Source organism: Nocardioides maradonensis (genome assembly GCF_054777115.1).
Genome location: NZ_BAAHAZ010000020.1, coordinates 1 through 15877, shown reverse-complemented (window position 1 = coordinate 15877; position 15877 = coordinate 1). Strand labels below are relative to the sequence as shown.

Here is a 15877-nt window from a genome sequence, read left to right as displayed (position 1 = left end):
CGGGCGGACGGTCGCGACCTCACCGATCTCGCCGGCCCACCACGACAACGCCCGGACCGATCCCGGCCGCGGCCGGCAGCCGCAGCTCGGCGACGAGCTGGAGCCCGGCACCGGCGAGGAGGTCGACGAGCTGCTCGGGCTGCCACTGGTAGGTCGTCCAGCTGACCGGTACGCCGCCGTAGGCCTCGGTGCGCTGCAGGTCGGCCTCGCCGACATGGGTGGCCACGATCAGCTGTCCGCCCGGCACGAGGGCGTCACGGAACGCCCGCAGCACCTGGGGCAGCACCTCGCGCGGCAGGTTGAACAACGACCACCAGCCGAGGATCCCGCCGTACGACGCCGCTTCGAGCTCCAGCTCCGTTGCCGACGCGACGCGGAACGAGCACTCGGGGTGCAGCCGGCGCGCGTGCTCGATCATCCGCGGCGACAGGTCCACCCCGGTGACCTCCGCTCCCCGCTCCTGCAGGTACGCGGTCACGGTGCCCGGGCCGCAGCCGACGTCGAGCACCGGGCCCAGGTCCCGCACCTCGTCGGCGAACCCGTCGACCATGCCGCGCAGCCACGGTTGGACGCGGATGTCGCCCAGGGCGCTCGCGGCGACCATCTCGACGTAGCTGTCGGCGACGCGGTCGTAGGACGTCCGGACGACGTCGAGGTCGGATGGTGGCGTGATGCCCGGGCCGTGCATGGGGACACCGTAGAGCCGTGTCCGCGATGATGGGCGCATGCCGGAGGCCACCAGCACCAAGCCCGTGATCGCGATCTGCGCACCGGAGCACCCCGACATCCTGGAACGCGAGTTCTCCCGGTACGACGGGGACTACGACGTCCACTGCCACGGCTCGTGGGTCGAGATGACCGCGGACCTCGCCACGCTCGTCGCCCAGGGGCGACCGGTCGCGCTGCTCGTCACCGAGTCGGTGCTTCCCGGGACGACCTTCTACGAGGCGGTCAGCACCTGGCGTGCGATCGTCCCGACGGCGCGCCGGATCGTCGCGGCGCACGTGGACCACTTCCTGCGCCAGGCCGACGAGCTGCGGCCCGGGCTCGCCATGGGCAAGTACGACGCCTACCTGCTGATGCCACGCGGTGCCCGTGACGAGGAGTTCCACACCGCGATCACCGAGCTCCTCTCCGACTGGGGCTCGACCGTTGCGGACCCCGAGGTGGCCTCCGCGAAGATCATCACCGACGGGAACGACCCGCTCGTGGTTCAGATCCGCGACTACCTGGACCGGATGGGAATGCCGTCGCGCACCTACTCCCCCGACTCCGAGGTCGGTCGGATGATCCTCGACCAGGTCGCGGCCGACGGCGGCGAGGTGCGCCTGCCCGTGGTGTGGTCGCTGAACCGCGAGGCCGCTCCCGTCACGAGCGTGCGTGACGTCGCGAGCCGCTTCTACGGCACGCCCGGCGCGCTCAACGTCGGCGAGGGCGTGGCCGACCTGGCCGTGGTCGGGGCCGGCCCCGCGGGCCTCGCGGCGGCGGTCTACGGCTCCTCCGAGGGCCTGCGGACCGTCGCCATCGAGGCCGACGCGATCGGTGGCCAGGCCGGCACGTCCTCGATGATCCGCAACTACCTGGGCTTTCCGCGCGGCATCTCGGGGATGCGTCTCGCGCAGCGCGCCCGCAACCAGGCGATCCGGTTCGGTACGAAGTTCTCGACCGGCTGGCCGGTCATCGCGCTGGTGCCCGGCGCCGACGGCGAGCCGCACACGCTGGTCACCGAGGGCGGCGAGGTCCGCGCGCGGGCCGTCGTCATCTCCACCGGCGTCGAGTACCGGCGCCTCGCCGTCGACAGCGTCGAGGAGCGCGTGGGCAAGGGCGTCCACTACGGCGCCGCCGCGAGCTCGGCGCGGTCGATGGAGGGCCGCGACGTGTACGTCGTCGGCGGCGGCAACTCCGCCGGCCAGGCGGCCATCCACCTCGCTCGCTTCGCCCGCTCCGTCACGATCCTGGTCCGCCGCCGCGGCCTGGAGGAGACGATGTCGGACTACCTGATCCGCGAGCTGTCCTACAGCCCGCGGATCACGGTGCGCCCGTGCGCGGAGGTCGTCGGTGCACGCGGCGACCTCGCCCTGGAGGGCATCTCGATCCGGGACGTGGAGACCGGTGTCGTCACCGACGTCGAGGCCGCGGGGCTCTACCTGCTCCTGGGCGCCCAGCCGAACTGCGGCTGGCTCCCCGACCTGATCTGCCTCGACGACCACGGGTTCGTGCAGACCGGCCGGGACGTCCCCCAGGAGTTCTGGATCGACGGGCTCCCGCCCGAGAGCCTGGCCACCTGCGTGCCCGGCATCTTCTGCGTGGGCGACATCCGGGCCGGCTCGATGAAGCGGGTCGCGTCGGCGTCGGGCGAGGGCGCGTCCGTCGTACCTCTCGTGCACCAGTACCTGGCCTGAGGAAGACCCCTCGACAAGTCGTTCGGATACGAACTATCTTGGCCGGACTCCCCCACGACCCCAGGAGACGGCCATGTGTGACACGCATGCGAACGGACCGACCACCGCCACCACCGTGGCCCGACGCAGCCTCCTGCTCGGCGGCGCAGCCGGAGCGATGGGTGTCGGCGCCGCCGCGATCGCGCCCGACGCGTTCGCCCAGCAGAGGGTCACGAAGACCAAGCCGTTCGGTCCCGCCGAGCTGGTCATCCTCGGCACCGCCGCCGGCCCGCCGCCGGAGCCGGACCGGGCCGGGATCTCGAGCGCGCTCCACATCGAGGGACACAACTACCTGGTCGACTGTGGTCGCAGCTCGGTCACGAACTACTACAACGTCGGGCTCCGGTACGCCGACCTCGACTCCGTCTTCATCACGCACCTGCACGCCGACCACGTGGCGGACTACTACAACGTCTTCCTGCTGGCCGGTTGGGGCCTGACCGATGACAACGACGCGCTGACGCAGCGGGTGGACGTGTACGGCCCCGGTCCGGCCGGCGCTCTTCGCCCGCCGTTCCGGGGTGGAGACGTGCCCACGGTGTCGCCGAGCGACCCGACGCCGGGTCTCGCCGACATGACCGAGCACCTGATCGCGGCGTACGCCTACAGCTCGAACCTGTTCATCCGCGACTCCGGCAGCCCGGACCCGCGGGACCTGGTCGCGGTGCACGAGCTGCAGATCCCCGCCGGCGTGCCGGCCGATCCGTTGACGAGCACGGCGCCGCGGATGGACCCGTTCCTGGTGATGGAGGACGACCGGGTGCGGGTCACCGCGGTGCTGGTCCCGCACGGCCCGGTGTTCCCGAGCTATGCCTACCGCTTCGACACCGACCACGGTTCTGTCGTGTTCTCCGGCGACACGTCCCTCACCCCGAACCTCGTCACGCTCGCCCGCGGCGCTGACGTCCTGGTGCACGAGGCGATCGACCTCGAGGCCCTCGGCGAGCTGCCGCCGGCCGCGCTGGACCACCTCAAGCAGTCGCACACCTCCGTCGCCGACGTCGGGAAGGTGGCGGAGGCCGCCGGCGTGGAGACCCTCGTGCTCAGCCACCTGGTGCCGGCCGCCCACGCGATCGTCAGCGACGCGCGGTGGCGCAGGCGCGCGCAGCAGGGCTTCAGCGGCCGGGTCGTCGTCGGCGAGGACCTGATGCGGATCGACCTGACCCGCTAGCTCCGGCGTGTCCGTCACGGCTGTCGCTAGCCTGCTCGGGTGAGCGAAGAGCGTGTCGTCCTGCGCGTCGGCGATCCGGAGACCCGGGCCTACCCACTCCTCGGAGCGCTGGTCGTCCCGCGGCCGATCGCCTGGGTCAGCACCCTGAGCGCCGACGGGGTCGGGAACCTCGCCCCGCACTCGTTCTTCACCGTCGTCTCGACGGCTCCCCCGATGGTCGCGTTCACCTCGGTGGGCGCGAAGGACACACTGGCCAACGTCGAGGCGACACGGGAGCTCGTCGTCAACCTCGCGAGCGAGCCGCTCCTCGACGAGGTCAACCGGTCGAGCGCGCCGTACTCCCCGGACCGGGACGAGGCGGCCGAGCTGGAGATCGCGATGGAGCCGAGCGCCACCGTCGCGCCGTACCGCGTGGCCGCGTCGCCCGCGGCGATCGAGTGCCGGCTCGAGCGCGTCGTCCCGCTGGGCGACTCCTTCCTGGTCATCGGCGAGGTCCTCGCGTTCAGCCTGCGACCGGACGTGCTGGAGGACGGGTACCCGGCGATGGAGCGCCTGCGGCCGCTCTCCCGGCTGGGGCGCAACGAGTGGGGCCGGCCGCCCGAGGTGATGCGCATCGACCGGCCCACCAGGGTCGACTGACCCGCCCGGGACCGGAGCCTGGCCCGTTCGGGCCAGAGAGGCCGACCGTCCGGCTCGCCCCGATCCGCCTGTCGTGGTCCTACGATCAGGGCATGCCCGGGTCCGACGAGCAGGTGATGACGCGTCTGCTGCGCGTCATCCAGGAGCTCTCGCTGGCGGCGACGCTGGCGGAGGTGCAGGCGATCGTCCGCGTCGCCGTCCGTGATCTGGCGGCGTGCGACGGAGCGACCTTCGTGCTGCGGGACGGCGACCAGTGCTACTACGCCGACGAGGACGCCATCGACCCGCTGTGGAAGGGCATGCGCTTCCCGATGGAGGCCTGCATCAGCGGCTGGGCCATGCTGCACCGCGAGCACGTCGTGCTGCCGGACATCTACGTCGACGAGCGGATCCCGCACGCGGCGTACCGTCCGACGTTCGTGCGGAGCCTGGTGATGATGCCGATCCGGACGATGGCGCCGATCGGTGCGCTCGGTGCGTACTGGGCCGACGCGCACGAGGCGACCGAGGACGAGGTGGCCGTCCTGCGCGCGCTCGCGGACGCGACGTCCTTGGCGTTGGAGAAGGTCTCGGTGCACGAGGAGCTCCGGCGGGAGGTCCAGCTCGCCGTCGAGGCACACCGGCTCTCGCACACCGACGAGCTCACCGGGCTGCTGAACCGGCGTGGTTTCGCCGCCGAGGTGGCGCACGTCTTCGAACCCGGCTCGGTCGCGTTCGTCGACGTGAACGGGCTCAAGGTCGTCAATGACCGTGAGGGCCACGCCGCCGGCGATGCGCTCATCGTCTCCGTCGCCCGGGCCCTGACCGGTGTCGTCCGACCCGGCGACGTGGTCGGGCGGATGGGCGGCGACGAGTTCGCGGTGTTCGCGGCGGGCGCCGACCATCGGGACCTGCAGGAGCGCCTCGCCGGTGCCCTCGGCTCCTGGGGATGCGTCGGCACGGCACCGATCGAGACGGTCGACGGACTGCCCGACGCCCTGCTCGCCGCGGACGCCGAGATGTACGCCGCCAAGCGGTCCCGCGCCCTCGCGTCCTAACGTTGGCTCGTGCAGCGCATCCACGTCCTGACCACCGGCGGAACGATCGACAAGGTCTACGGCATCTCCGGCGAGCTCGAGATCGGGCCGCCCTCGGTGGAGTCACTGCTCGCACCCGTGCTGACCGACGTCGCGTTCGAGGTCACCTCGGTGCTGCGGGTCGACAGCCTCGACATGACCGACGAGCACCGTGCGACGCTGTGCGCCGCGGTGGAGGCGGTCGCCGGACGGCTGGTCCTCATCACGCACGGCACCGACACGATGCCGGTCACCGCCCGCCACCTCGACGAACACCTCTCCCCCGCGTCGCGCGACAAGGTGGTCGTGCTGACCGGTGCGATGCAGCCGGCCGCGATGCGGGTCAGCGACGCGGCGTACAACCTCGGCACGGCGACCGCGGCCGTGCAGCTGTTGCCGCCCGGCGTGCACGTCGCGATGAGCGGGCGTGTCTTCGCCGCGGGCGCGGTCGTCAAGGACACGACCCGCGGCGTCTTCGTCGACACGACCTCCGCGGACCTGGACCGGGTCCTGCGCTGGGAGACGGCGGGCGGTGAGGCGACGATCGTCAGCGAGGGTGCCGAGCTGGTGGTCGCCCTGCTGCGCTGCGACGGCGGCGAGGAGGTCGACCGGTTCACCACGACCGAGGACGACGTACGCCGGCACCTGACCGGCTCCTGACTCACCTCGTGGCGTTCGGCTGAGGCCGGCGCCGGAGCAGGTGGGCCTCGGTCTTCGCCCGCACCTCGGCCTCGGTGACGCCGGGCGCGAGCTCGGCCAGCTCGAAGCCGTCGGTCGTCACGTCGACGACGGCGAGGTCGGTGATCACGCGGTGGACCACGGCGCGACCGGTCAGCGGCAGCGAGCACTGCTCGACCAGCTTGAACGCGCCGTTCGGGGCCAGGTGCTCCATCACGACGACCACCCGGCGGGCGCCGTGGACCAGGTCCATCGCCCCGCCCATGCCCTTGACCATCGCGCCGGGAACCATCCAGTTCGCCAGGTCGCCCTGGGCCGAAACCTGGAGCCCGCCGAGGATCGCGGTGTCGACCTTGCCGGCGCGGATCATCGCGAAGGAGAGCGCGGAGTCGAAGAAGGCCGCTCCGGGGTGGACCGTCACGGTCTCTTTGCCGGCGTTCACCAGGTCGGGGTCGACCTGGTGGGCACGCGGGTAGGGCCCGACGCCGAGGATGCCGTTCTCGGACTGCAGGGTCACCTGCCTGCCGGCAGGCAGGTGCGCGGGCACCAGCGTCGGCAGGCCGATCCCCAGGTTCACGTAGGAGCCGTCGACGACCTCGGCGGCGGCGCGGGCGGCCATCTCGGTGCGGGACCAGGCCATGTCAGTCCTCCCTCAGGGTGAGCTTCTCGACGGGCTTCTCGGCGGCCTGCTCGGGCGTGAGGGCCACGACGCGGTGGACGAAGACGCCCGGCAGGTGGATGGCGTCGGGGTCGAGCTCGCCGGGATCGACGAGCTCCTCGACCTCGGCGATCGTCACCCGCCCCGCCATGGCGCACAGCGGGTTGAAGTTGCGGGCCGAGCGGTGGAAGACGAGGTTGCCGTGGCGGTCGCCGCGCGCGGCGCGGACCAGCGCGACGTCCGGCACGAGCGCGTGCTCGAGGACGACCGCGCGCCCGTCGATCACCCGCGACTCCTTGGGTGGGGACGCCACGGCGACCGCGCCCTGGGCGTCGTACCGCCAGGGCAGACCGCCGTCCGCGACCTGGGTCCCGACCCCGGTGGGGGTGAAGAAGGCCGGGATCCCGGAGCCTCCGGCGCGGAGGCGCTCGGCGAGCGTGCCCTGCGGGGTGAGCTCGACCTCGAGCTCGCCCGCCAGGTAGCGCCGGGCGAACTCCTTGTTCTCTCCCACGTACGACGACACCATCCGGCGGATGCGGCCCGCGGCCAGGAGCAGCCCGAGGGCCCAGTCGTCGAGGCCGCAGTTGTTGGAGATGACCTCGAGGTCACCGACCCCAGCCCGCAGGAGGGCCTCGATCAGCACGCTCGGCGTACCGCAGACGCCGAAGCCGCCCACCGCCAGGGATGATCCGCTGGCGATGTCGGCGACGGCCTCGTCCGCCGAGGCGACGACCTTGTCGTGGCTCATCGCGTCACGACCAGTACGTCGAGCGCCGCGAGCAGGTCGAGCGCGCCCGGCCACGGGCCGAAGCCCGAGGCCGGGTTGAGGTGGCCGACCGCCCCCAGGTCCTCGACCTCGCTCCCCCACGCCCGGGCGAGCGCCCGGACCCGGACCGGGTCGCCCAGGTCGTCGTCGGCGCTGACACCGACGACGCTCGGGAACGGAAGCGGCTCGGCCGGCACCGGCAGCCAGCCGGCGCGCGCCAGCTCCAGCTGCGTGGGGTACGCCGAGGGCAGCGGCCGCCCCAGGTCCGGCGGTGTCGCGAGGACGGCTCCCCGGACAGCCGACGCGCGGCCGGTCCGCGCGGCCCAGTGGACGGTCACCAGGACGCCCGCGCTGTGGGCGACGACCGTGGCCGGCTCGGTGAGCCCGGCGATGGCGTCCTCGAGGTCGCCGACCCGGCCGTCCAGGTCGGTCTGGGCCCGGCCGTAGGAGTCGACGACGACCACGTCGGGCAGCGTGCGCGCGAGGTGGCTCTGCCAGTGGTCCTCGACATCGCCGCGCAGGCCGGCGACGACCACGACCGGGCCGCTCATCAGCCCTCCCCCGTCACGCGGCGCAGGCTGCTTGGGTAGGTCCGGCGCCCGATGACCAGGGCGAGGATGGCGGCCACCGACACCCACGGCACGACCCGCATCGCTCCGGTGAGGCCCAGGTGGTCGGCGAGCATGCCGGTCACGATCGGGCCGGCGGCGAGGCCGAGCAGGTTGTTGGCGAGGGTGAGTGTGCCGAAGGCGGTCGCCCGGATCGACGGATCCGTCAGGTTCGCGACCATCGCGGTGGTGGCTCCGGTCGTCCCGGCGGCGAAGAAGGCGCCACAGGCCAGCAGGACCAGCTGGGCCGACCCCGGGTGCAGGGAGAACGCGGTGGCGAGCAGGGCGAGCGACGCGGCGGCGTACCCGATGCCGGTGAGCCACTTCAGCTGTGGCCGATCCTGCGACACGCGATCGGTGAGCAGGCCGGTCACGACCATGCCCACCGCCATCAGCAGGATGAAGCTGGCGGCCGCGATGCCCGCCCTGTCCGGACGCAGGCCGTAGCCGCGGTTGAGGAAGCTGGGCAGCCACGCGAACAGGGTGCCGGCCACGAAGAGCTGGAGCCCGCTGCCGACGTACGCACAGATGACGGAGGGGGTCGCGACCAGGGTCCGCAGCGGCGCCCGCCGGGGACGCACGGCCTCCCGCTCCTCGGTGTTGCCGGGGTGCTGGTGGCGGGCGAGCTTCCCGTCAGTGACCAGGGCGGCGTACAGGGCGACCAGGACGAGCCCGATCACGGCCATCACCCCGAAGGACCAGCGCCAGCCCAGGTGGACCGCGAGGATGCCGCCGAGGAAGACGCCCACGACCGACCCGAACGAGCCGGCGGCCATGAAGGCGCCGGACAGGGTCGCGCGCTTCGACGGCGCGAACACCATCAGCACCACGGCCAGGCCGACGCTGCCGTACGCCGCCTCGCCGACGCCGACGAGAAGCCGCGACACCAGCATCTGCTGGTAGTCCGCGGCGATCGCCGAGCCGATCGTGGCCACGCTCCACAGGGCTGCCATGGCCACGATCGCGCGGGACTTGCCCCACCGGTCGCCGAGCAGCGACAGCGGCACGGCCAGCAGGCCCACGGTCAGGGACACGACGCTGGTGAGGGCGCCGAGGCGGGTGTCGCTGAGCGCCCACTCGGTCTTCAGGTAGGGGAAGACGGCGGCGAGCACCTGCCGGGACATGTAGTCCGACAGCAGCAGGCCGAAGGTCAGCAGGAAGACGAGCGCGGGGAACAACCGGGCCCGGGTGGCGGTGGCGTCGGCGGTACGTCGTTGCAGCACGACGCCGTCGTTGGCGATGAGGGACATGACGCTCCAGGGAGTCAACGGGACGGGCGCCGTCAGGCGTGGAAGGTGAACCCGAGCTGGCCGGGCTTGCGGTTGGGGGCGTAGCCGAGGCGCGCGAGCGTCTCGTCGGTGTCGGCGTACGTCTGCCCGATCCGGTAGATGTCGCGGGCCTCCTTGCCGTCGGCGATCTCGCGGCCCAGCTCCCGGGCGATCCGCACGACCTGCTCCACCTGCTGGACCGAGGTGAACTTCTCGCCCGGCCGGCGCCAGATCGTGTCCTCGTTGCCGCACCGGGTGTGCAGGCCCATGGCGAGCGCCATCGTGTTGACCGGCAGCACGCTCCGCATGAGGGTCTCGAGGGTGAGGACCGCGCCGTCGGGGACCCGGTTGATGAAGTTCATCATGTTGTAGGGGTTGGGGCCGTCGAAGCCGCCGCCGATCGCGACCCAGGTCAGGTTGAGCGGGCCGTTGTAGTAGCCACGCCGGATGAGCCGCTCGACGGTCTCCAGCTGCGGGATGCTGGAGAGCTGGAAGTGCGGCTGGATGCCGTTGGCGGTGAGCCGGCGCAGGTGCTCGGCGACCCACTCCGGGCCGGCCGGCACGACCATCTCGCGGTAGGCGGCGGCGAGCTCGGGGCGCATCATCGACGTACCCGCGATGTCGTCGTCGGTCATCAGCTCCATGATGTTCATCTGGCTGGTGTTGATCGCGATGGTGACCTGGTCGGGGGCCGGGTCCAGCTCGGCGAGCATGTGCCGGGTGTCGTCCTCGAGCCACTTGGCGTCGGCGCCCTCACCCTCCGGAGCGAACGAGATGGATCCACCGACCTGCAGGATCATGTCCGGCACGGCCTCGCGCAGCCGGCCGAGCAGCTCGTTGAACTTCGAGAGCCGCTTGGAGCCCTTGCCGTCGAGCTCGCGCACGTGGATGTGCAGCACGGTGGCACCGGCGTTGTAGCAGTCGACCGCTGCCTGGACGTGCTCGTCCATCGTCAGCGGCAGGTCCTCGCGGAAGTCGTCGAGCTCCCACTCGGGGCCGTACGGCGCTGCGGTGATGACCAGCTTCTCCTGGACCTCGGGGAACAGGGCGTCGTCGTGGAAGTGCATGGTGCTTCTCCTTCTGAGGGGTGGGATGCGGTGGTGGGTGGTCGGGTCAGGTCGCGTCAGAAGGTGGGCTCGCCGACGATGCCGGCGCGCTCCATCTTCCGGACGCCGGGCCAGTAGTCCTGGACGGCGTAGTGCTGGGTGCAGCGGTTGTCCCAGATCGCGAAGCTGTTCGGCGTCCAGCGCCAGCGGACCTGGTACTCCGGGACGGCCGCCTGACGGATCAGGTAGGCCAGCAGCTCGTTCGCGCCGGGCGCGTAGTCGAAGCCGAAGCGCACCCGCTCGGGGGTGTGGAAGTTGACGAAGTGGGTGGTGAAGGCGTTGACGAACAGCACCTGCTCCCCCGTCTCCGGGTGGGTGCGGACGACCGGGTGCTCGGCGTCCGGGTAGCGCTCGCGGAGCGCCTGGCGCTGCTCGATCGGCAGCGCTGCGCCGAAGCTGGACTCGATGCTGTGGCTGGCGCGCAGCCCGGCGATCTGCCGCTTCACGTCGTCGGGCAGCCGGCGGTAGGCCTCGGCCATGTTCACCCAGATCGTGTCCCCGCCGACCTCCGGGCCCTCGACGCAACGCAGCACGGACCCGAACGGCGGGTTCACCCGCCAGGTCGCGTCGCAGTGGAAGGCGTTCTCGTAGTGCTCGGGCGCGCTGTCGAGGTCCTTGTAGATGCGCACCAGCCCGGGGTTGTCGGGGTCGGTGGGCGCGACCGGGTGGTCCTCGAGCGGGCCGAAGCGGCGGGCCAGGGCGACGTGCTCGGCCCGGGTGATGTCCTGGTCGCGGACGAACAGCACCTTGTGCTGCAGGAGCAGGGCGCGCAGCTCGGCGAACAGCGCGTCGTCCCGGCTGGCGTCGGCGAGGTTGATGTTGGTGAGCTCGGCGCCGATCGTGGCGGTGAGCGGGTGGACCTCGAGGGCGGTGAGGACGGACATGACGTTCTTCTTTCGTGCGGATCAGGAGGGGCGGAGGCTCAGGCCAGGTCGAAGACGGAGGAGCCGATGCTGCGACCGGACTCCAGGTCGTGGTGGGCGGTGACGGCGTCCTCCAGCGCGTAGCGCTGGTTGATCTCGATGGAGATCCGCCCGTCGGCCACGAGGTCGAAGAGCGACGTCGCGAGCGCGGCGCGCTCGGCAGGGTCGGCGATGTAGTCGGCGAGTGCCGGCCGCGTGACGAACAGCGACCCCTTCACCGCGAGCTGCATCGCGTCGATCGGCGGGATCGGCCCGGACGCCGTACCGAAGCAGACGAGCAGGCCACGTCGGGCCAGCGAGTCCAGCGACCGCTCGAAGGTCGCGGCGCCGATGCTGTCGAGGACGAGCGGCACGCCGGCGCCGTCGGTGAGCTCGCGGACGCGGGCCGGCACGTCCTCGCGGGTGTAGACGATCGCCTCCGCGCAGCCGTGCGCCCGGGCGATCTCGGCCTTCTCCTCGGTCGAGACGCTGCCGATCACGCGGATGCCGAGCTCGCGGGCCCACTGGCTGACGATGAGCCCCACGCCGCCGGCGGCCGCGTGCAGCAGGATCGTGTCGCCCGCCTGGAGCGGGGCGATCCGGGTGAGCAGGTACGCCGAGGTCAGGCCGCGCATGGTCATCGCGGCGGCGGTGTCGAAACCGATCGTGTCCGGCAGCCTGATCAGGTGCTCGGCACCCATGACGCGCTCGGTGCTGTAGGCACCGAGCGGGCTGCCGGTGTACGTGACCCGGTCGCCCTCGGTGAAGTCCGTGACGCCGGGGCCGACGGCCTCCACCACGCCGGCGCCCTCGACGCCCATGCCCGCCGGCAGCGGGGCCGGGTAGAGCCCGGTGCGGAAGTAGGTGTCGGCGAAGTTGAGCCCGACGGCGTGGTGCCGGACCCGGACCTCGCCGGGGCCGGGCTGCCCCACCTCGAGCGATTCCCACTGCAGCACTTCCGGCCCGCCGGTGCGGTGGAAGCGGATGCCCTTGGCCACGGTTCTCTCCTGGTGTCGATGCGTGTCGATCGGTGCTGGCATCGCCAACGCTAGAAGTGACGCGGGCCACATGCTTTACTGTTCGGGACATGCTGTTTATCCATTCGGGACACACTCGGAGCCGCAATTGACGCCCGCGCTGCGCTACGCCTCGCTCAGCGGGTACGTCGACCTGGCGCACGAGCTCGGCCTGGAACCGGGCCCGCTGATGACCCGGGTCGGGCTCGATCCGTCCGGTCTGGCGGTGCCCGATCGGTGGATCCCGGCCACGGCGGTGGCCCAGCTGCTGGAGCTGTCCGCCGAGGCGAGCGGTCACGACGACTTCGGGTTGCGGCTCGCCGGCTTCCGCCAGCTCTCCACCCTCGGGCCGCTGAGCCTGGCGCTCGCCCAGGAGCCGACGCTGCGCGACGCGCTCGGGCTGCTGCTGCGCTACGAGCACACCTACAACGAGTCGATCCGGATGCGCCTCACCGAGGACGGCGGGCTGGCGACGATACGGCTCTGGTTCGAGCTCGGCGAGCCGGTCGGCACGACCCAGGCCGAGGACCTCGCCGTCGGCGCGCTGCGCGGTATCGTCGGCGACCTGATCGGGAGGCCCTGGGAGCCGCTCTCGGTCTGCTTCACCCACGACGCACCGGAGGACCCGTCGGCGTACGTCGAGCGGCTCGGCGGTCGGGTGCACTTCGGCCACGACTTCACCGGCCTGGTCATGTACGCGCGCGACCTCGACAGCGGCGGACCCGAGGATCGCCCCGCGCGTGCCGACAGTGCGGCCATGATCCGATCGCTGACGGGTCAGCGGCAGGCATTGGTGGCGGACCGGGTGAAGGAGCTGGTCGAGGTGCTGATCGCCACCGAGCGCTGCTCCGCCGAGGAGGTCGCCCGCACGCTGCGGGTCGACCGGCGCACGCTGCACCGCCACCTCGACGCCGAGGGCACCACCTTCACCGCGATCCTCGACCAGACCCGGGCCGGTCTGGCGGAGCGCTACCTCGCCAACGCCCGCTACCCGATGACCGAGATCTCCCAGCTGCTCGGCTTCGCCGCACCGAGTGCGTTCACCCGCTGGTTCCGTCGGCACTTCGACGACAGCCCCACCGAGTGGCGGCGCCGGCGCGCGCAGGCTCAGCTGCGCGGCCGCACCCCCGGGCCGTAGCGCTCGACGCAGAAGGCGGCGAGCCGGTCGGCCAGGCCGGCCAGCAGGGCGGCGGCGTGGTGGTGCGGGTCCCAGGCGGCGTACAGGCTCAGCCGGAGGGTGCCGCGGTCGGTGCGGATGCGCAGCGGGACGAGGTCGAAGCGTGGGTCGTCGGAGACGACGGCGACGCCGCGGCCGGCCGCGGCGAGCGCCTGCGCCACCTGGGCGTTGGCCACCTCGACGACCTCGTCGTAGGCGAGGTCGGCTGCGTCCGCGGCGCGGTCGAGGAGGACCCGCGGCCGGAACTCGGGAGGCTGCAGGATGAGCGGGCGGCGTACCAGCTCGGCCACGTCGATCCGGTCCCGATCGGCCCACGGGTCATCGGCGCGCACGTAGGCCAGCACGGGCAGCACCGCGAGGGCTCGCGAGCTCACCGACGGCGGCGGCGGGCGGTGGACGACGGCGAGGTCGGCGCCCGCCGCGATCGCGGCCGCCGCTCCCCCGGGGTCCAGGCTGCGCAGGATGGGCACCGGGTCGGACGGTTCCAGGGTCGCGATGAAGGGCGCGAGGACGTCGGTCAGCGTCGTGGTCGGTACGGCGAGGTGCAGCTGCTGCACCTGCCCCTCGCCCAATGCGCGGGCAGCCTGCTCGAGGCCCTCGGCGTCCCGGAGCAGGGCGCGGGCGCGCGGCAGGAACTCCTCGGCCGCGTGGGTCAACCGGAGCCGCCGTCCGTCGCGCTCGAACAGCCGCAGCCCGAGCTGCTGCTCGAGCTGGCGCAGCTGGCGCGAGAGGACCGGCTGGGTCACGTGGAGCGTCGTCGCGGCCTGCGTGGCCGACCCCGCGTCTGCGGTCGCGACGAAGTAGCGCAGCAGGCGCAGGTCGACTCCCATGCCGCCGATTGTTGCATGCTCGCAGGACATGGAAAATGTTCAGAACAGGTCTTGGACGGCATGGCCACGCGCGCGAGAAGGTGGGACACATGACCACACAGCCGCTCGAGCAGTCCCGACACCTCGCCACCGCCCTCCCCGGCCCGCGCTCCGCCGAGCTGATGGCCCGCAAGCAGAGCGCCGTCAGCCAGGGCGTCGCCACCACGATGCCGGTCTTCGCGACCCGCGCCGCCGGCGGCATCGTCGAGGACGTCGACGGCAACCGGTTCATCGACCTCGGCTCCGGCATCGCCGTGACCACGGTCGGCAACAGCTCGCCCAAGGTCGTCGAGGCCGTGTCCGAGCAGGTCGCCGCATTCACGCACACCTGCTTCATGGTCACGCCGTACGCCGGCTACGTGGAGGTCGCCGAGCAGCTCGCCCGCCTCACCCCGGGCGACCACGAGAAGCGCTCCGCGCTGTTCAACTCCGGTTCCGAGGCCGTCGAGAACGCCGTCAAGATCGCGCGCTCCTACACCGGCAAGGACGCGGTCGTCGTCTTCGACCACGCCTACCACGGCCGCACCAACCTGACGATGGCGATGACCGCCAAGAACATGCCCTACAAGCACGGCTTCGGCCCGTTCGCCGGTGAGGTCTACCGCGCGCCGATGTCGTACCCGTTCCGCGACGCCGACACTATCGACGGCAAGCTCGCCGCCAAGCGCGCGATCGGCCAGATCGAGGCCCAGGTCGGCGCCGAGAACCTCGCCTGCATCGTGATCGAGCCGGTCCAGGGCGAGGGCGGCTTCATCGTCCCGGCTGCCGGCTTCCTGGCGGCCCTCGCCGACTGGTGCAGCACCAACAACGTCGTGTTCGTCGCCGACGAGGTGCAGTCCGGCTTCGGCCGCACCGGCACGTGGTTCGCGGTCGAGCACGACCACGTCGTCCCGGACCTGATCGTCAGCGCCAAGGGCATCGCCGGCGGCCTGCCGCTGTCGGCCGTCACCGGTCGCGCCGAGATCATGGACGCCGTCCACCCGGGTGGTCTGGGCGGCACGTACGGCGGCAACCCGCTCGCCTGCGCCGCGGCGCTCGCCGTCATCGAGACCATCGAGGCGGACGACCTGCTCACCCGCGCTCAGCAGATCGAGGCGCTGCTCGTCGGCAAGCTCACCGAGCTGCAGGCGTCCGACAAGCGCATCGGCGACGTCCGTGGCCGCGGCGCGATGATCGCTGCCGAGTTCGTCGACCCGGCGACCGGCGAGCCCGACGGCGCGCTGGCCAAGGCCGTCGCGGCGTACTGCCACAGCCAGGGCGTCATCGCGCTCACCTGCGGCACCTGGGGCAACATCATCCGTTTCCTCCCGCCGCTGAGCATCTCCGACGAGCTGCTCACCGAGGGTCTCGAGGTCGTCGCGGCGGGTCTGGCGGCTGCGAAGTGACGATCCTCGAAGCTCCCGCTGCCGCGCGGACCGTCCTGGACGACGCGCACGAGCAGCTGGCCCAGGCCGTGGAGGTCCTCGGCCTGTCCCCCTCGGTCCACGCGATGCTGGCCCAGCCCCGCCGCGAAGTCTCCGTCA

16 protein-coding genes are annotated in these 15877 nt (G+C 72.1%); 7 read left to right on the top strand and 9 right to left on the bottom strand.

From position 1 onward, the window contains the following. Positions 1 to 19: 19 nt before the first annotated feature. A complete protein-coding gene (locus tag ACYVAQ_RS19795) occupies positions 20 to 688 on the bottom strand; it encodes a class I SAM-dependent methyltransferase (RefSeq protein ID WP_460792221.1) in 669 nt (222 codons plus the stop codon). Between the two features lie 37 nt (positions 689 to 725). Between ACYVAQ_RS19795 and ACYVAQ_RS19790 the strand changes: the two genes are divergently transcribed. The 5 genes from ACYVAQ_RS19790 (at position 726) to ACYVAQ_RS19770 (ending at position 5966) form a co-directional block, all read left to right on the top strand. After that, entirely contained in the window at positions 726 to 2402 is a 1677-nt protein-coding gene (locus tag ACYVAQ_RS19790; RefSeq protein ID WP_460792219.1) for an NAD(P)/FAD-dependent oxidoreductase, read from the top strand. A 73-nt stretch (positions 2403 to 2475) separates the two neighbouring features. Further along, entirely contained in the window at positions 2476 to 3612 is a 1137-nt protein-coding gene (locus ACYVAQ_RS19785) for an MBL fold metallo-hydrolase (RefSeq protein WP_460792218.1), read from the top strand. A 39-nt stretch (positions 3613 to 3651) separates the two neighbouring features. Beyond that, positions 3652 to 4251, top strand: coding sequence for a flavin reductase family protein (locus ACYVAQ_RS19780; RefSeq protein ID WP_460792217.1), 600 nt, complete (start codon positions 3652 to 3654; stop codon positions 4249 to 4251). Positions 4252 to 4343: 92 nt separating this feature from the next. Then, positions 4344 to 5288, top strand: coding sequence for a GGDEF domain-containing protein (locus tag ACYVAQ_RS19775; RefSeq protein ID WP_460792215.1), 945 nt, complete (start codon positions 4344 to 4346; stop codon positions 5286 to 5288). Between the two features lie 9 nt (positions 5289 to 5297). Next, entirely contained in the window at positions 5298 to 5966 is a 669-nt protein-coding gene (locus tag ACYVAQ_RS19770) for an asparaginase domain-containing protein (RefSeq protein ID WP_460792213.1), read from the top strand. A 1-nt stretch (position 5967) separates the two neighbouring features. Here ACYVAQ_RS19770 and ACYVAQ_RS19765 read toward each other — a convergent pair whose 3' ends face one another. Genes ACYVAQ_RS19765 through ACYVAQ_RS19735 form a run of 7 tightly spaced genes read right to left on the bottom strand, consistent with a single transcriptional unit; the run spans position 5968 to position 12290 of the window. After that, the gene (locus tag ACYVAQ_RS19765; RefSeq protein ID WP_460792211.1) at positions 5968 to 6624 is read right to left on the bottom strand and encodes a 3-oxoacid CoA-transferase subunit B; all 657 of its coding nucleotides are present in this window, start codon (positions 6622 to 6624) and stop codon (positions 5968 to 5970) included. A 1-nt stretch (position 6625) separates the two neighbouring features. Beyond that, positions 6626 to 7390: a CoA transferase subunit A gene (locus tag ACYVAQ_RS19760; protein ID WP_460792210.1), complete on the bottom strand. Its 765-nt coding sequence runs from the start codon at positions 7388 to 7390 to the stop codon at positions 6626 to 6628. Then, positions 7387 to 7959 (bottom strand): RBBP9/YdeN family alpha/beta hydrolase, encoded by a 573-nt coding sequence (locus ACYVAQ_RS19755; protein ID WP_460792209.1) that lies wholly within the window; start codon positions 7957 to 7959, stop codon positions 7387 to 7389. Before ACYVAQ_RS19755 ends, ACYVAQ_RS19760 begins: the two co-directional genes overlap by 4 nt. Then, positions 7959 to 9266, bottom strand: a complete 1308-nt coding sequence (locus tag ACYVAQ_RS19750; protein ID WP_460792208.1) for an MFS transporter — start codon at positions 9264 to 9266, stop codon at positions 7959 to 7961. Before ACYVAQ_RS19750 ends, ACYVAQ_RS19755 begins: the two co-directional genes overlap by 1 nt. 32 nt (positions 9267 to 9298) lie before the next feature. Further along, positions 9299 to 10351, bottom strand: coding sequence for a beta-keto acid cleavage family enzyme (locus tag ACYVAQ_RS19745; protein WP_460792207.1), 1053 nt, complete (start codon positions 10349 to 10351; stop codon positions 9299 to 9301). Between the two features lie 56 nt (positions 10352 to 10407). Continuing rightward, positions 10408 to 11274 carry a TauD/TfdA dioxygenase family protein gene (locus ACYVAQ_RS19740; RefSeq protein ID WP_460792206.1) on the bottom strand — a complete coding sequence of 289 codons (867 nt, stop codon included), beginning with the start codon at positions 11272 to 11274 and terminating at the stop codon, positions 10408 to 10410. A gap of 38 nt (positions 11275 to 11312) precedes the next feature. Beyond that, complete coding sequence (locus tag ACYVAQ_RS19735; protein ID WP_460792205.1) at positions 11313 to 12290, bottom strand: quinone oxidoreductase family protein; 978 nt, start codon at positions 12288 to 12290, stop codon at positions 11313 to 11315. 127 nt (positions 12291 to 12417) lie between these two features. On the opposite strand from ACYVAQ_RS19735, the gene ACYVAQ_RS19730 reads away from it, so the two are divergent. Beyond that, on the top strand, positions 12418 to 13446 hold the full coding sequence (locus ACYVAQ_RS19730) for an AraC family transcriptional regulator (protein WP_460792204.1): 1029 nt from the start codon (positions 12418 to 12420) through the stop codon (positions 13444 to 13446). On the opposite strand, the gene ACYVAQ_RS19725 is transcribed toward ACYVAQ_RS19730, so the two are convergent. Next, the gene (locus ACYVAQ_RS19725) at positions 13416 to 14315 is read right to left on the bottom strand and encodes a LysR family transcriptional regulator (RefSeq protein ID WP_460792203.1); all 900 of its coding nucleotides are present in this window, start codon (positions 14313 to 14315) and stop codon (positions 13416 to 13418) included. The two genes, ACYVAQ_RS19730 and ACYVAQ_RS19725, sit on opposite strands and share 31 nt — an antisense overlap. 89 nt (positions 14316 to 14404) lie before the next feature. Between ACYVAQ_RS19725 and gabT the strand changes: the two genes are divergently transcribed. After that, complete coding sequence (gene gabT / locus ACYVAQ_RS19720; RefSeq protein ID WP_460792202.1) at positions 14405 to 15739, top strand: 4-aminobutyrate--2-oxoglutarate transaminase; 1335 nt, start codon at positions 14405 to 14407, stop codon at positions 15737 to 15739. Positions 15740 to 15877 lie beyond the last annotated feature (138 nt).

Bases quoted from the DNA above. Each gene is read 5' to 3' on its own strand.
- ACYVAQ_RS19755 (WP_460792209.1), bottom strand. From the start codon at position 7,959: ATGAGCGGCCCGGTCGTGGTCGTCGCCGGCCTGCGCGGCGATGTCGAG.
- ACYVAQ_RS19725 (WP_460792203.1), bottom strand. From the start codon at position 14,315: ATGGGAGTCGACCTGCGCCTGCTGCGCTACTTCGTCGCGACCGCAGAC.
- ACYVAQ_RS19785 (WP_460792218.1), top strand. From the start codon at position 2,476: ATGTGTGACACGCATGCGAACGGACCGACCACCGCCACCACCGTGGCC.
- ACYVAQ_RS19765 (WP_460792211.1), bottom strand. From the start codon at position 6,624: ATGGCCTGGTCCCGCACCGAGATGGCCGCCCGCGCCGCCGCCGAGGTC.
- ACYVAQ_RS19775 (WP_460792215.1), top strand. From the start codon at position 4,344: ATGCCCGGGTCCGACGAGCAGGTGATGACGCGTCTGCTGCGCGTCATC.
- ACYVAQ_RS19745 (WP_460792207.1), bottom strand. From the start codon at position 10,351: ATGCACTTCCACGACGACGCCCTGTTCCCCGAGGTCCAGGAGAAGCTG.
- ACYVAQ_RS19790 (WP_460792219.1), top strand. From the start codon at position 726: ATGCCGGAGGCCACCAGCACCAAGCCCGTGATCGCGATCTGCGCACCG.
- ACYVAQ_RS19795 (WP_460792221.1), bottom strand. From the start codon at position 688: ATGCACGGCCCGGGCATCACGCCACCATCCGACCTCGACGTCGTCCGG.
- ACYVAQ_RS19740 (WP_460792206.1), bottom strand. From the start codon at position 11,274: ATGTCCGTCCTCACCGCCCTCGAGGTCCACCCGCTCACCGCCACGATC.
- ACYVAQ_RS19760 (WP_460792210.1), bottom strand. From the start codon at position 7,390: ATGAGCCACGACAAGGTCGTCGCCTCGGCGGACGAGGCCGTCGCCGAC.
- ACYVAQ_RS19750 (WP_460792208.1), bottom strand. From the start codon at position 9,266: ATGTCCCTCATCGCCAACGACGGCGTCGTGCTGCAACGACGTACCGCC.
- gabT (WP_460792202.1), top strand. From the start codon at position 14,405: ATGACCACACAGCCGCTCGAGCAGTCCCGACACCTCGCCACCGCCCTC.